The organism is Micromonospora sp. IBHARD004 (assembly GCF_052814115.1).
This window is the reverse complement of sequence record NZ_CP199934.1, coordinates 6,467,172-6,479,857: the sequence shown is the minus strand read 5'-3', so window position 1 is coordinate 6,479,857 and position 12,686 is coordinate 6,467,172. Positions and strand designations below refer to the sequence as shown.

Genomic DNA, 12,686 nt, shown 5'->3' with positions numbered 1-12,686 from the left:
TGCCGATTAAGTCTGATGTTGTCGCCGGTGCGGCCGTTTGTTGGTGCAAGTGCAGGGTAGTTGGGTGGTCATGACAACACCCGAGAGTCGGCGGCAGGAGGAGCAGGCGCTCGAGAGCGGCGAGGTGTATCAGGACGCCGAGGGGCGCCGAACCACCGACCCGGGCACCGCGGCTGCGCATGCACACAGCGAAGCCGACCGCAACGCCGAGCACCTGAAGCGTGGCGAGGTTGGTCCGGGCGCCCCGGAGAAGTAGCTGCCAAGTGAGTTGGCGACCGCCTTCGGCGCTGCCTTCTCGCGGCCGTACCCAGCTGGCGATCACCGGGCCGGCGGCCCGCCCAGGAGCCGGATCCGTCAGCAGGGGCCGTAGCCCTCGTCGAAGAGGCGGCGCGCCCAGTCGGCGTACCCGGCGATGATCTTCCGGACGGTCGTCCCGTCGTGCAGGAAGAGGTACCCGCGGTCGCCGCTGCTGGCGAGCAGCCCGTCGAACCGGTAGGTGCCGCGCGGCGCCCGCAGCGGGGTCGCGGACGGATAGCTGGCCCGTACCTCGCTCACCGGGGTGCCGACCGTGATGCCCTCGGGCGTGCTCATCGGGTCGTCCAGCCAGAGCAGCACCAGCCGGTCGTCGAAGAAGACCGGACTGACCGTCCCGTGCCCGGCCAGGGTGGGGCCACAGGCGTCCTCGTCGGCGCGCAGCACCCCGCGCCGGGTCAGCTCCGCCTCGGTGGCGCCGAACTCGATGTCGCGCAGCCCCTGGAGGTCGACCACCTCGGCCTCGCCGACCGGCCGGGCCGGCACGTCCGGCCCCTGTGGACGAACGCCGCTGCCGGCGATCGAGGCGCCCGCCAGCAAGGCGGCAATGAAGATGAATTGTCGCAGTGTCATGGAATCCCCCAGTCCCCAACGGGACCGGGGCGATCAGGTTGCTGGTGCGGGCCGGATTGCCGGAGCTCCCACTCCTCGGCCAGCTCGTCCCAGTAGTCGGCGGTGAGTCCGCGCCGTCCATGCGCCAGCCAGCCGGTGGTGTCGCGCTCCAGATGCAGGCCGAGCTCGGCGAACGGATCGATCCACGGTCCCGGCTCGACGCCGAGCCGGGCGAGCGCGGCGTTGATCGGCCACTCGGCCCGCGGCCGGTCGAGCGTGCCGTCGAAGTGCGGCCCCCAGCTCACCTCGCCGCCCAGCCACACGACCGACGACTGGTGGCCCAGTCCGCCGGCGAACTCGGCCTCCAGGTAGGCCACCGGCCCCTGCCGCGACCAGCGGGCCAGCAGCCCCGCCAGCGCGGGCGAGAGGACGAGCTGGAACGGCTGCGCCACGGACGGCTCCCCGGTGGCGAAGTCCGGCAGCGCTCCGGTCAGCTCCTCGACCAGCTGTGGGGTGACCGGGAGCAGCGCGAAGTCCTGCCGGAGCGCGGCGAGCACCGAGTGGTCCAGGCCGGCGGTCTGCTCGCGGAGCAGCTCGACGTCGGCCACGACCGCGCTGAGCTGGTAACTCATCCGATCCTCTCGCCGTCCACAGGCTGTGGATGGAACATGTGTACGACGGATCCGCCGGTGCTGCTCCGGACGCCGTACCGTCGATCATCGCAACCCCCTCCGTACCCGGAAAGGGGCCGGCCCGGAGCGCTGGCTCCTGGACGGCCGGGTGCTTCGCGTGGTGGACGGGAATCGGGGGTCCGATTCATGCCTCTGTGGCATCGATCGACCTGACCGCCGGAGGGAGCTTCCGTGAGGTTTCGGCGTGGCCTGGCCGCGTTGCGCCGTCGTGGGCATCGGTCGTCACCGCGTCCCTGATGCCCGCCGCCGCATACGACGAAGGGCCGGTCCCGTGTGGGGCCGGCCCTTCGTGTGAGAGCGGAGGATACGGGATTCGAACTCGTGAGGGTGTTAACCCAACACGCTTTCCAGTCTGCATGGGACGACAAGTGAGACGAAGGCAGGACGGCGGCCGATCATCCCGATCTAAAGTCCACCCCCGGCGCCCAGACGTAGATCCACGGCGGGCCGGTGCCGGCCACGGGTTCCAGCTCGTAGACGCCGGCCATGTCGGCATCGAGTAACTCGCCACCGAACTCCACCCACAGCCAGTTCTGGTCGATCACGTTGGGCGGGACGCCGTCCTCGTCGACGGGCACCAGCAAGGACCGGCCGTCGACCGGACCTCCAACGCACGGCATGTCGACCTTCTCCCACATGCCCCGATCATCAGACGGCCCTCCTGATGGCCAGGCAAATTCGCCCGTTCCCGCCTGGCGCTCACCCTGCCCGCCCCTACCGGCCCGGCCGTGCCGGTGTGGCTGACACGGCCGACCGGGAGCTGTGCCGCTGCGGTCCTGGTCCTGGTCCTGAATCTATGGATTACCGGCGAGGCGGCCGCTGACCGCCCGGTACGGAGGTGGGGAGCCTCGGCCGGGCCGGTCTGGGGTTCCATCAGTCCGGCTCGTTGCTGTACTTCCGGGCTGTACGGCGACAGGTTGACCCGCGGTTGCCTTTGCCGGCGTCTGCGACTGTGGTGGCATGGATAACCGGTTCCGCCGGCTGCCGCCGCGGATCGAACCTCGGTACCAGACACACGATGTCTCCGACCCGCCGCCGTTGCCCGAGGTGGGGGAAACGAGTTGGTTGACGCCGGCTGGGGAGATAGCGGGTTTCGAGCGGTTGGCCTCCGCCGTTGCCCGCAATTCCGACCGGACCGGCTCGAACGCCGTGAAGCAGCGCCGGCGTGGCCGTGTGCTGGTGATCCTCTACATCGCCCTGTCGCTCGGGATAGTCGCCGTGGGGTTCGTCCTGCACGTCCGTTGATCATTCTCCCGGAACTCGACGGCGGGCGGTCGTCTGTAAGCCCTCCGCCACAATCGGGAAGGACCCCCGCCGGGGGCAGCCTGGTCGCGGCAGTCAGCCAGCCTCATCGGCTGTTTGCCCGGACCGCAGAGCGGCCCGGGCCTGTCAGATCTCCGACGATCAGTGCGCGTCGCCGTGCTCGGCGGCGTCCTTCGCCCGCTTGTACGAGGCGCGGATCTCCGCCTCCGCCTCGGTACGCCCCACCCAGGTGGCGCCCTCGACCGACTTGCCGGGCTCGAGGTCCTTGTACACCTCGAAGAAGTGCTGGATCTCCAGCCGGTCGAACTCGCCGAGGTGGTGGATGTCCCGCAGGTGCTCCTGGCGCGGGTCCTCGTAGGGCACGCAGAGGACCTTGTCGTCGCCGCCCTTCTCGTCCGTCATCCGGAACATGCCGATGGTGCGGCAGCGGATCAGGCAGCCCGGGAAGGTGGGCTCGGGGACCAGTACGAGGGCGTCCAGCGGGTCGCCGTCCTCGCCCAGGGTGCCCTCGATGAAGCCGTAGTCGGCCGGGTACTGCGTGGACGTGAAGAGGGTGCGGTCCAGCCGGATCCGGCCGGTCGCGTGGTCCACCTCGTACTTGTTTCGGTGACCCTTCGGGATCTCAACCGTGACGTCGAAATCCATCTTCCACGCTCCCTCGTTTGCCCACGCTGGCTAACGGAAACCAGTGGCGCCGCTCCCGGACAGGTGAATGCCCACCCGCCGGCTCCGGCCGCCGCATAGTGTTCGGACCGAAGTAGTGTCACCCAAGGTGCTTTTCGGCGGGGGAGGAGGGGGTCGTGGGGAGGGAAGATTCACACTACCGCCCGGAGGGGGTTGACGGGCGGAAGTTCAGCAGTCCCGGTTCCGGCGGTGCCACCGGGCGTGTCCCGGTCCCCGACGCCCAGTTCCCCCGCGCCCCCGGCGACCCCGGTCGCCGCCCCGACGCCGGCTCCGCGCCGGTCGGCCGGGCCAACCCCCAGCGGTACGGCCCTGAGCCGGTCGGCCGGGCGCGCCCCGAGCAGTTCGGCGGCCGGGCCGAGCCGCAGCCGTACGGCGGCGGCCAGGTGCGCTGGCCGGACCAGGACGGCCCGGGCGGCGGCGGACCGGTGGGTCGGGCCGCCCCGCCGGCTGCTCCCGAGCCCCCGCCGGCCCGTCGCCGGCGGCGGCTGCCGCTGGCCGTGCTCGCCAGCGTGCTGGTCGTCGTGTTGGCCGCGGTCGGGCTGGCCGTGGTGCGGCCCGGGCCGGTGGCCGGCTGGCTGGGCAGCGCGGCCACCGCGCCGGCGGCCAGCGCGGAGGCGCCCGAGCCCGACCCGTCGGCGGTGCTCGCCGGTCCGGACCCCAACGCCCCGGTCCCGTCCGCCGACGGGGTACGCGCGGCGCTCGACCCGCTGGTCCGCGCGGCGGCGCTGGGCGACCGGGTGAACGTGTCGGTGGCCGACGTGACCACCGGCAAGGCGCTCTACGGCAGCGGCCAGGACGCGCCCACGGTGCCCGCCTCGGTGACCAAGCTGGCGACCGCGGTGACGGTGCTGGCCGCCCGGGGGCCCGCGTACCGGATCCCCACCCGCGCGGTGGCCGGCGCGACCCCCGGCGAGGTGGTCATCGTCGGTGGCGGCGACCCGACCCTGGCCGTGGACAAGAACGGCTTCTACCCGGGCGCGGCCCGGCTGGACGACCTGGCCGGCCAGGTACGCAAGGCGCTGGGCGGCACCGCGCCGACCCGGGTCACCGTCGACTCCTCCCTGTTCAGCGGCCCGGTGTACGAGCCGGGCTGGGACGCCGACATCCCGACCGGCGGCTTCGGCGCGGCGATCACCGCGCTGATGACCGACGGTGCCCGCCGGGACGCCGAGGCGGCCCGGAAGAACTTCGACGACACCCACGGCGCCGCCGAGCGGGTGTCCCAGCCGGACCTGACCGCCGGCCGGCAGTTCGCCCAGTTGCTCGGGCTCTCCGGGGACGCCGCCGAGGTGAAGCGGGGCACGGCACCGGCCGCCGGAGCCAGCGCGGCGGCCGGGGCGCCGGCGCCCGGCACCGAACTGGGCAAGGTCTCGTCGCTGCCGATGGTCCGGCTGGTCGACCTCATGATCAGCGACAGCGACAACGTGATCGCGGAGACGCTGGCCCGCCAGGTGGCGGTGGCCCGGAGCAAGCCGGCCTCCTTCGCCGGCGGTGCCGCCGCGACCGACGCCGTGATCGGCGAGCTGGGGCTGCCCGCCGACGAGATCAGCCTCGCCGACGGCAGCGGCCTGTCCCGGACCAACCGGATCAGCCCGTCGCTGCTGACCGACCTGATCACGCTCGCCGGCAACGGCAGCCACCCCGAGCTCGCGGCGATCTTCGGGGGCCTGCCGGTGGGCGGCTGGTCCGGCACCCTCGACGACCGCTACCAGGCGGCGGTGACGAAGGCCGGCGCGGGCGTGGTCCGCGCCAAGACCGGGACGCTGAGCCGGGTCAACGCCATCGCCGGTCTGGTCACCACGGCCGGCGGCCGGTTGCTGACGTTCGCGGTGCTCACCGACCAGGCGCCGGAGGGCACCCTGGACGAGACCCGCCAGGCCCTCGACCGGATCACCTCGGCGCTGGCCGCCTGCGGCTGCCGCTGACCCCGCGCGGGCGCGATCGGCGTCGATCGGCCACCGCGAGCCCGGGCCGGGGTGTTCCGGCGCGGGTACGGTGGGTGCATGGCGCAGTTCGTGGACTGGGATCTGGCCACCGCGACCGCGGGGGCGCTGGGCAAGTCGGGCCCCCGGGTGTCGTACGCCGAGGCCACCGACGTCGTCGGCGAGCTGCGGCGGCTGACCGGGGAGGCGGCCGGGCACGTCGCCGACTACACCGGGCTGCGCTCGCAGGTCGCCCACCCGCCGGTGAAGGTGGTGGACCGCCGGGACTGGGCAGCCGCCAACATCTCCGGGCTGCGTGAGGTGATCACCCCGCTGGTGAACCGGCTCGCCGGGGACAAGCGGCCCGGGCCGCTGACCGAGGCGATCGGCTCCCGGCTGACCGGGGTGCAGGCCGGCTCCGTGCTGGCCTACCTCTCCGGCCGGGTCCTCGGCCAGTACGAGGTCTTCTCCGGCGACCCCGGCCAGCTGCTCCTGGTGGCGCCGAACATCGTCGAGGTGGAGCGGAAGCTGGGCGCCGACCCCCGGGACTTCCGGCTCTGGGTCTGCCTGCACGAGGTGACCCACCGGACCCAGTTCACCGCCGTGCCGTGGATGCGCGCGTACTTCCTCGGCGAGGTGCAGGCGTTCGTCGACGCCTCGCAGGGCGGCGAGCACCTGCTGGAGCGGCTGCGGCGCGGCGTGGCCACCCTCTCCGACGCGGTGAAGGACCCGGAGAGCCGGGCCAGCGTCCTGGACATCGTGCAGACCCCCGCCCAGCGGGCGGTGCTCGACCGGCTCACCGCGCTGATGACCCTGCTCGAGGGGCACGCCGAGTTCGTGATGGACGGCGTCGGCCCGCAGGTGATCCCGAGCGTCGACTCGATCCGGGCCGCGTTCAACCGGCGTCGCGAGTCCGGCAACCCGCTGGAGAAGGCGATCCGCAGGCTGCTCGGCATCGAGGTCAAGATGCGCCAGTACGCCGAGGGCCGCAAGTTCGTCCACGGCGTGGTCGAGCGGGTCGGCATGGAGGGCTTCAACAAGATCTTCGGCTCGCCGCTGACCCTGCCCCGGCTGGAGGAGCTGGGTGACCCGGACGCCTGGGTGGCCCGGGTGCACGGGCCGGCCGCCGCGACGCCGACCGCCGGCTGAGCCGCCCGCCGTGGCCGCGCTTGCCCCGCCGGTCGCCGCGGTCCGGGTCGCGGTCCGCCGGGTGCTGACCGGGCTGACCGGGGACGGGCCGGTGCTGGTCGCCTGCTCCGGCGGCGCCGACTCGCTCGCCCTGGCGGCGGCCACCGCCTTCGTCGCCCCTCGGCTAGGTCGACGGGCCGGCCTGGTGACCGTGGACCACGGCCTGCAACCAGGCTCGGCCGAGCGGGCCGCCGGGGTGGCCCGGTGGGCCGCCGGGATCGGCTTCGACCCGGTCGACGCGGTCCCGGTGACCGTCGCCGGGCGGCCCGGCGGCCCCGAGGCGGCCGCCCGGGAGGCGCGCTATCAGGCCCTCGTCGCCAGCGCCCGCCGGCACGACGCCGCCGCGCTGCTGCTCGGTCACACCCGCGACGACCAGGCCGAGACCGTGCTGCTCGCGCTGGCCAGGGGCGGCGGCCCGCGGGGCCTCGCCGGGATGCCGGAGCGTCGGGAGCTGGACGGGGTGCCGCTGCTCCGCCCGCTGCTGGACGTCGGCCGGGACGACACCCGCAAGGCCTGCGCCGCGCTGGGGCTCACCTCGTGGGAGGACCCGCACAACGCCGACCCGGCGTACGCCAGGTCCCGGGTCCGCGCCGATGTGCTGCCGGCGCTGGCCCGGGCGCTCGGCCCGGCGGTGCTGGACAACCTGGCCCGGACCGCCCGGCTGGTGGCCGCGGACAACGCCGCCCTGGACGAGCTCGCCGCCGCCGCGCTCGCCGCTGCCCGGTCCGCCCGGGGCGGGCTCGCGGTCGACGCGTTGGCCGGGCTGCTTCCGGCGGTACGCACCCGCGTGCTGCACGCCTGGGCCCGGGAGCTGGGCGCGTCGCCGGCCGCGCTGTCGCACCGGCACGTCACCGCGCTGGACGCCCTGGTGACGGGGTGGCACGGGCAGGGCGCGGTCCATCTGCCCGGCGGGCTGGGCGTGGCCCGCCACGAGGGCCGGCTCACCCTCGCCGATCCCCGCTGAGCCGCGCCGGTCCGCTGCGTGCCGGAGCGCCGGTGACCCTCGCCGGGAGCCGCCGGGGCGGTAGACATGGCGGGACGGCGTACCCCCGACAGCCGCCACCGTTCGGGACGGCGAGCGGCTGCACGGGTGATGCTGGGCTGGTGATCAGACCTCGGCGCGTTCCCGGAAGGTCGTCCGGTAGGCGTGCGGGGTGGTGCCGAGCCGGCGGGTGAAGTGGTGCCTCAGCGCCGCCGCGTCGCCGAAGCCGGCCTGGTCGGCCACGGTCTCCACGCTCAGCCGGGTCTCCTCCAGCAGCCGCCGGGCCAGCAGCACCCGCTGGTTGGTCAGCCAGTCGTGCGGGGTGGTGCCGGTCTCGGCCCGGAACCGGCGGGCGAAGGTACGCGGCGCCATGCCGGCCCGCGCGGCCAGCTCCTCGACGGTCACCGTCCGGTCCAGGTGGCCCATCAGCCATTCCAGCACCGGCTCCAGGGTGGGCGCCTCCGGCGCCTTCGGGATCGGCGCCTCGACGTACTGGGACTGGCCGCCGTCGCGGTGCGGCGGGACGACCATCCGCCGGGCCAGCCGGGTGGCCGTCGCCGAGCCGTGCTCCTGGCGGACCAGGTGCAGGCAGGCGTCGATCCCGGCGGCGGTGCCGGCGCTGGTGAGCAGCCGGCCGTCCTGCACGTAGAGCGAGTTGCACCGGACCCGGGCGGCCGGGTGCCGGCGTTGCAGCTCGTCGACGTACCGCCAGTGGGTGGTGCAGTCCCGCCCGTCGAGCAGCCCCGCCTCGCCCAGCACGAACGCGCCCGAGCAGACGCTGAGCAGCCACGCCCCCCGGTCGGCGGCCCGGCGCAGCGCGTCGAGCACCGGGGCGGGGACGTTCGTCTGCCCCGCGTGCGCCGGCACCGCGACCAGGTCGGCCTCTTCGACCGGGGTGAGGTCGGCGTGCGGGGTGAGCAGGAAACCGGAGCCGGTGCGCACCGGCCCCCCGTCGGCGGTGCAGACGGTGAAGCGGTAGCCCGGGAAGCCGTCGGCGGTCCGGTCGGTGCCGAAGACCTCAGCCAGGACGCCGAGCTCGAAGGGGGCGACCTGTTCCAGCGCGATGACGGCGACCGAACGCAGCATGTGACGAGGGTAACCAGAGTGGTGGCAGGAAATCGATGCCCACTGGCATTCCTGCCACTTTTCCGCTGGCGCGGGCGGTCGCAGACTGGTCTCAGTCCGGTGCGCACCGGCGGCGAAACCCACATCAACCACGCGAAAGCGAGCGCCGCCATGGAGTTCCTGCTGCTCTTCCTCTTCCTTCTCGCCCTGGCCGTCGCCTCGGCCGCCGGACTCGGCGCCGACACCCGCGACTCGGCCGACTGGAAGCCCACCGCCGACGGTCGTCGCTGGCGCTCCAGGACCTGCTGAGGTGATTTGCACCTTCCGCGCCGAAAATCCCCGGCGGGACCGCGGCGAAACGCGCGGCCCCGCCGACGGAGGCCATCCGGCGTACGGCAGGCTAGGAGCATGGCTGACGGCTCCTGGTACGACGCCGACATCGACCACGTGATCATTTCCGAGGCGCAGATCCGCGAGAAGACCGCGGAGCTGGCCAAGCAGATCTCGGCGGACTACGCGCACGTCGAGGATGGACTCCTGCTGGTCTGCGTGCTCAAGGGCGCGGTCATGTTCATGGCCGACTTCGCCCGGGCGCTCGGCCGCCAGGGTCCCCCCGCCGAGCTGGAGTTCATGGCCGTCTCCTCGTACGGCCAGGGCACCACCTCCTCCGGGGTCGTCCGGATCCTCAAGGACCTGGACCGCGACATCGCCGGCCGGCACGTGGTGGTCGTCGAGGACATCGTCGACTCCGGCCTCACCCTCTCCTGGCTGCTGCGCTACCTGGAGTCCCGCTCGGCGGCGAGCGTCGAGGTGGTCGCCCTGTTCCGCAAGCCGGACGCGGTCAAGGTGTCGGTCCCGGTCAAGTACGTCGGCTTCGACATCCCGACCGAGTTCGTCGTCGGCTACGGCCTCGACTTCGGCGAGCGGTACCGGGAACTGCCCTACGTCGGCGTGCTCAAGCCCGAGGTCTACGCCCGCGCCTGAGCCGCCCCGGCGACCTGCGGGTATCGGCGTTCGTCGCGCGGACGTTCAGCGGGCTCTCAGCTCACCGGGCTACGGTAGGGGTCGGTGACGTGGAGGCACCCTCCACGGCACGCCGGCCCAAACCCCGGTTCGCCGTCCGCGTAAGTGCTGGGCTCGCAAGCTCACATCTGGCACGAACGGTGTACCGTCGAATGACCGCGGCGCGGCAATTCGCGCGCTTCGGGGTCGAGGCCGGCCCGCACGGCGGCTCCGGCCGCCGCCCGAGGCGGCGACACCATTCAGACGGTCAGGACGTCGATCAGGAGGATGCGGGCGTCTCGGCGCCCGACAACAGTATGGAACGTACGCGTTTCTTCCGCCGACCGGTGGTCTGGATCATCCTGGTCATCCTCGGCGCCGTTGTGCTCAGTCAGCTGTTCACCGCTGGTCCCAGCTACCAGCGGGTGGACACTTCCGTTGCGCTCGACCAGCTCCACACGGCCAAGATCAACAAGGCGGTCTTCCAGGACAAGGAGCAGACGCTCCAGCTCGACCTGGCCCAGAAGACCAAGTTCGGTGAGACCACCACCGACAGGATCGAGGCGCAGTTCCCGTACCAGGCCGGCGACCAGGTCTGGAACGAGGTCCTGGACGCCAAGGCCGCGAACCGGGTCACCGGCCCGGCCGACACCAAGGTCTCCTCGGACAGCGTCTGGGTGAGCCTGCTGGTCAACCTGCTCCCCATCGCCCTGCTGGTGCTCCTGCTGCTCTTCTTCATGTCGCAGATGCAGGGCGGCGGCTCCCGGGTGCTCAACTTCGGCAAGTCCAAGGCGAAGATGATCACCAAGGACACGCCGAAGACCACCTTCGCGGACGTGGCCGGGGCGGACGAGGCCGTCGAGGAGCTGCACGAGATCAAGGACTTCCTGCAGAACCCGGCGAAGTACCAGGCCCTCGGCGCCAAAATCCCGAAGGGTGTGCTGCTCTTCGGCCCGCCCGGTACCGGTAAGACCCTGCTCGCCCGGGCGGTCGCCGGCGAGGCCGGCGTGCCGTTCTACTCGATCTCCGGCTCGGACTTCGTCGAGATGTTCGTCGGTGTCGGCGCCAGCCGGGTCCGCGACCTCTTCGAGCAGGCCAAGTCGAACGCCCCGGCGATCGTCTTCGTCGACGAGATCGACGCCGTCGGCCGGCACCGCGGCGCCGGCATGGGCGGCGGTCACGACGAGCGCGAGCAGACCCTCAACCAGCTGCTCGTCGAGATGGACGGCTTCGACGTCAAGGGCGGCGTCATCCTGATCGCCGCCACCAACCGGCCGGACATCCTCGACCCGGCGCTGCTGCGCCCGGGCCGCTTCGACCGGCAGATCCCGGTGGACGCCCCCGACATGGAGGGTCGCAAGGCGATCCTGCGGGTGCACGCCAAGGGCAAGCCGTTCACGCCCGACGTCGACCTCGACGCGGTCGCCCGGCGTACCCCGGGCTTCAGCGGCGCCGACCTGGCCAACGTGATCAACGAGTCCGCCCTGCTCACCGCTCGCAAGGAGCAGCGGGCGATCTCCAACGACTCCCTGGAGGAGTCGATCGACCGGGTGATCGCCGGGCCGCAGCGCCGGACCCGGGTGATGAGCGACCAGGAGAAGAAGATCACCGCGTACCACGAGGGTGGGCACGCGCTGGTCGCCTGGGCGCTGCCGCACGCCGCGCCGGTGCACAAGGTGACGATCCTGTCCCGTGGCCGCTCGCTGGGCCACACCCTGGTCCTGCCGACCGAGGACAAGTACACCCAGACCCGCGCCGAGATGATCGACACCCTGGCGTACGCGCTGGGCGGCCGGGCCGCGGAGGAGCTGGTCTTCCACGAGCCCACCACCGGTGCGGGCAACGACATCGAGAAGGCCACCCAGCTGGCCCGCGCGATGATCACCCAGTACGGCATGAGCTCCAAGCTCGGTGCGATCAAGTACGGCACCAGCGGCGACGAGCCGTTCCTCGGCCGCAACATGGGCCACGAGCGGGACTACTCCGACGCGGTGGCCGCCGAGATCGACGGCGAGATGCGGGCGCTGATCGAGCTGGCCCACGACGAGGCCTGGGAGATCCTGGTGGAGTACCGGGACGTCCTGGACAACATGGTCCTGGAGCTCATCGAGAAGGAGACCCTCTCCACCGCCGACATGGCCCGGATCTGCGCCCGGGTGGTGAAGCGCCCACCGATGGCCCCGTACCACGGCTTCGGCAAGCGCCAGCCCTCCACCGAGCCGCCGGTGCTCACCCCGGCCGAGAAGGACAAGCTCAAGGCTCAGGCCCAGGCCGACGGCGCCTCGGTCGGCGGTTCCTCGAACAACTCGGACGGTACCCACTGAACACGGACGCCGCGGCCAGCCCCGACAAGGGGCTGGCCGCCTCGTCGACCGAGCCCGACGGTGACGAGGCCCTCGACTACGTCGCCGCCCGACTGATCAGCGGCAAGCTCACCGGTCGTCCGGTCGAGGAGACCATGGACCTGGCCCGGATCGAGAAGGCCGTCCGCGAGATCCTCATCGCCGTCGGCGAGGACCCGGACCGGGACGGCCTCCAGCAGACGCCGGCCCGGGTCGCCCGCGCGTACGCCGAACTCTTCGCCGGTCTCCGGGTCGACCCGGCCCAGGTGCTCAGCACCACCTTCGAGGCCAACCACGAGGAGCTCGTGCTCGTCCGGGACATCGACGTGATGAGCCTCTGCGAGCACCACCTGCTGCCGTTCCGGGGCAGCGCGCACATCGGCTACATCCCCGGGCCGGACGGCCGGATCACCGGCCTGTCCAAGCTGGCCCGGCTGGTCGAGGTCTTCGCCCGCCGCCCGCAGGTGCAGGAGCGGCTCACCTCGCAGATTGCCGACCTGCTGATGAGCAAGCTGCAACCCCGCGGCGTCATCGTCGTGCTCGAGTGCGAGCACATGTGCATGGCGATGCGCGGCATCCAGAAGAGCGGCGCCAAGACGATCACCTCGGCCGTCCGCGGCGTGCTCCAGCGCGACGCGAAGTCCCGCGCCGAAGCGATGTCGCTGATCATCCCCCGCTGACC

The 12,686-nt window shown here is 72.6% G+C and carries 14 protein-coding genes; 9 read left to right on the top strand and 5 right to left on the bottom strand.

The window, feature by feature from the left end:
• Positions 1-70: 70 nt before the first annotated feature.
• The gene (locus ACTWO6_RS31550) at positions 71-256 is read left to right on the top strand and encodes a ribonuclease (RefSeq protein ID WP_446217308.1); all 186 of its coding nucleotides are present in this window, start codon (positions 71-73) and stop codon (positions 254-256) included.
• A 98-nt stretch (positions 257-354) separates the two neighbouring features.
• Here ACTWO6_RS31550 and ACTWO6_RS31545 read toward each other — a convergent pair whose 3' ends face one another.
• The 3 genes from ACTWO6_RS31545 to ACTWO6_RS31535 form a co-directional block, all read right to left on the bottom strand.
• Positions 355-885: a hypothetical protein gene (locus ACTWO6_RS31545; protein ID WP_446217307.1), complete on the bottom strand. Its 531-nt coding sequence runs from the start codon at positions 883-885 to the stop codon at positions 355-357.
• Positions 882-1,496: a hypothetical protein gene (locus ACTWO6_RS31540; RefSeq protein WP_446217306.1), complete on the bottom strand. Its 615-nt coding sequence runs from the start codon at positions 1,494-1,496 to the stop codon at positions 882-884. Before ACTWO6_RS31540 ends, ACTWO6_RS31545 begins: the two co-directional genes overlap by 4 nt.
• A 455-nt stretch (positions 1,497-1,951) precedes the next feature.
• On the bottom strand, positions 1,952-2,194 hold the full coding sequence (locus tag ACTWO6_RS31535; protein ID WP_446217305.1) for a hypothetical protein: 243 nt from the start codon (positions 2,192-2,194) through the stop codon (positions 1,952-1,954).
• 322 nt (positions 2,195-2,516) lie between these two features.
• Here ACTWO6_RS31535 and ACTWO6_RS31530 point away from each other — a divergent pair, with 322 nt between their 5' ends.
• Positions 2,517-2,801 carry a hypothetical protein gene (locus ACTWO6_RS31530; protein ID WP_446217304.1) on the top strand — a complete coding sequence of 95 codons (285 nt, stop codon included), beginning with the start codon at positions 2,517-2,519 and terminating at the stop codon, positions 2,799-2,801.
• A gap of 159 nt (positions 2,802-2,960) precedes the next feature.
• Here ACTWO6_RS31530 and ACTWO6_RS31525 read toward each other — a convergent pair whose 3' ends face one another.
• Positions 2,961-3,464 carry an inorganic diphosphatase gene (locus tag ACTWO6_RS31525; protein ID WP_446217303.1) on the bottom strand — a complete coding sequence of 168 codons (504 nt, stop codon included), beginning with the start codon at positions 3,462-3,464 and terminating at the stop codon, positions 2,961-2,963.
• 155 nt (positions 3,465-3,619) lie between these two features.
• On the opposite strand from ACTWO6_RS31525, the gene dacB reads away from it, so the two are divergent.
• From dacB to tilS, 3 genes are all read left to right on the top strand, one after another.
• A complete protein-coding gene (gene dacB / locus ACTWO6_RS31520) occupies positions 3,620-5,428 on the top strand; it encodes a D-alanyl-D-alanine carboxypeptidase/D-alanyl-D-alanine endopeptidase (RefSeq protein WP_446217302.1) in 1,809 nt (602 codons plus the stop codon).
• Positions 5,429-5,506: 78 nt separating this feature from the next.
• Positions 5,507-6,574: a zinc-dependent metalloprotease gene (locus ACTWO6_RS31515; RefSeq protein ID WP_446217301.1), complete on the top strand. Its 1,068-nt coding sequence runs from the start codon at positions 5,507-5,509 to the stop codon at positions 6,572-6,574.
• A gap of 10 nt (positions 6,575-6,584) precedes the next feature.
• The gene (tilS, locus tag ACTWO6_RS31510; RefSeq protein WP_446217300.1) at positions 6,585-7,577 is read left to right on the top strand and encodes a tRNA lysidine(34) synthetase TilS; all 993 of its coding nucleotides are present in this window, start codon (positions 6,585-6,587) and stop codon (positions 7,575-7,577) included.
• Positions 7,578-7,721: 144 nt separating this feature from the next.
• Here tilS and ACTWO6_RS31505 read toward each other — a convergent pair whose 3' ends face one another.
• The gene (locus ACTWO6_RS31505; protein WP_446217299.1) at positions 7,722-8,681 is read right to left on the bottom strand and encodes a GlxA family transcriptional regulator; all 960 of its coding nucleotides are present in this window, start codon (positions 8,679-8,681) and stop codon (positions 7,722-7,724) included.
• Between the two features lie 150 nt (positions 8,682-8,831).
• On the opposite strand from ACTWO6_RS31505, the gene ACTWO6_RS31500 reads away from it, so the two are divergent.
• The 4 genes from ACTWO6_RS31500 to folE all read left to right on the top strand — a co-directional run bounded on the left by ACTWO6_RS31500 (position 8,832) and on the right by folE (position 12,684).
• Complete coding sequence (locus ACTWO6_RS31500) at positions 8,832-8,969, top strand: hypothetical protein (RefSeq protein ID WP_446217298.1); 138 nt, start codon at positions 8,832-8,834, stop codon at positions 8,967-8,969.
• A gap of 99 nt (positions 8,970-9,068) precedes the next feature.
• Positions 9,069-9,644: a hypoxanthine phosphoribosyltransferase gene (hpt, locus tag ACTWO6_RS31495; protein WP_446217297.1), complete on the top strand. Its 576-nt coding sequence runs from the start codon at positions 9,069-9,071 to the stop codon at positions 9,642-9,644.
• A gap of 335 nt (positions 9,645-9,979) precedes the next feature.
• Entirely contained in the window at positions 9,980-11,986 is a 2,007-nt protein-coding gene (gene ftsH / locus ACTWO6_RS31490; protein WP_446217296.1) for an ATP-dependent zinc metalloprotease FtsH, read from the top strand.
• A gap of 32 nt (positions 11,987-12,018) precedes the next feature.
• Positions 12,019-12,684, top strand: coding sequence for a GTP cyclohydrolase I FolE (folE, locus tag ACTWO6_RS31485; RefSeq protein WP_446220838.1), 666 nt, complete (start codon positions 12,019-12,021; stop codon positions 12,682-12,684).
• The last annotated feature ends 2 nt before the right edge of the window (positions 12,685-12,686 follow it).